The 1,550-nt window shown below is 49.6% G+C and carries 1 protein-coding gene; it reads right to left on the bottom strand.

Going from position 1 to position 1,550, the window contains the following annotated elements; translation table 11 throughout:
* Positions 1 to 38: 38 nt before the first annotated feature.
* The coding region (locus tag AC2FNE_RS24610; protein WP_496806566.1) for a DUF8728 domain-containing protein at positions 39 to 1,550 on the bottom strand (1,512 nt) is incomplete at its 5' end.

Below are 1,550 nucleotides of genomic sequence, written 5' to 3'. Positions count from 1 at the left end.
CCATCAACCCGCGTCAATATCTCTAGTCAGACGCTAAATTAAGGATCAACCACGACCTCAATGACCGCGCCACTTTCGTTCCTGCGGACCTGTATCCCGAGAGCATCCGAGATTTGGTCGCGCCGGATGTGCGAGTATGTGGACGCCATATAGGGCTTACCGACGAATGAAATTGGTATGTACTCTTTCTTGAAGGTATCAGTGTCCAAAAAGCCGGACGTTGCAGCAAAATTGTGCGCCCCAAAAATGAAGTCAGGCCTTCTGTCGATCAAGACATGCTGTTCCAAAAACTCTGCATCTGACATGTTTTTCGCGATATCGCGGCTTACGAGGCCACCTAAATCAATTAGTCGTATGCTGCGTTCAAATGCGATAGCGCCAGCATCATGGTGAGCAAGTACAGGATCGTCAATTCCCATGCGACGAGCGACATCTGCAAACTCCCGGCCAATGCTGGATACTACTGACAAAGGCGTCGTTGGCTTTGCCTTGAACTCATTGAGCACAAATACCGTGTTGACTGTCACGATAATGAATACGACCGTTGCCATTGCGGGTTGGAGCGTGAGTTTGACGTTACGAGTAAACCCGTCTGAAACCAGTACCGCAACTATTGGCAGCACTGGCATAATAAACCGGTACTGCCCCATCCAATCACCCCCTGCCCAAATCACAAAAAACATGTGCCCCGCAAGTACGGCATATAGAAAAGCAGAACGGTTTTTGTTCTCTTGGGCCTCAGATAGAAATAGGAAAGGTATCGCCACAGCGACTAGGCTGCTTGATAGGAATGCAAACACATAGTTCCAGCCCCCGCCAAAAGGGTTTAAAAGGGTAAGCACGCTGGAACCTGAGGTCTTTGCATAGAATGGATTGGGCAATGGGTCGCCGAAGTACGCTACGCGAAACAGCATCAACAAAACAAAAGCAATGAACGGCACAAGCGCAATCGGCAAGTTCTGCGAAATATTGAGACCCTGTCCGTTCCTTAAGCTCAAAATCAGTGCCGCGAAGAAACATGCTGCGACGATTAGTGGCGCTTCTGGGCGAGCGAAAATCAACACGGTCAACCAAACGATGCCCCATCGATATGACCCGCGTCTGCCTAAAGAAAGGGCTACTAGAGTAAGAAGCAACGCCTGAAGTGCGTGCTCTTGACCGGAAGCCGCCCAAATCACAAACGGCGCGGTAAGCAGGACAGCTACAGAAAGGGAAGCGGAAATAAGATTTTCATTCCGTCTACGTGTTTCAACAATCACCAAAATTACAGACACTCCGCCGCAAATTATTCCGAGAAATTTGGCGGTTTCTGGAATCCCAAGCCCTAGAGTTCCTGCAAGCGCTAGAATTAGCATCCAAAGAGTACTGGAGTAACCTTCTTCCGCGGAGTGCCACGGCTGGAACGTAATCCCATAGCCCTCAGCCAAAGAACGGGAATACGAAAAGGTGATCCCTGCATCGTCGATCCACCAGTCAGAAAGGTGGAGTGTTTGCACGCTAAACATCACAAGTGCCACAGCCAAGAAAACCGTCCATCCGAAAGAGTTCTG

The organism is Ruegeria sp. YKSD179, from assembly GCF_059612885.1.
This window is presented reverse-complemented; position numbering and strand designations above follow the sequence as displayed.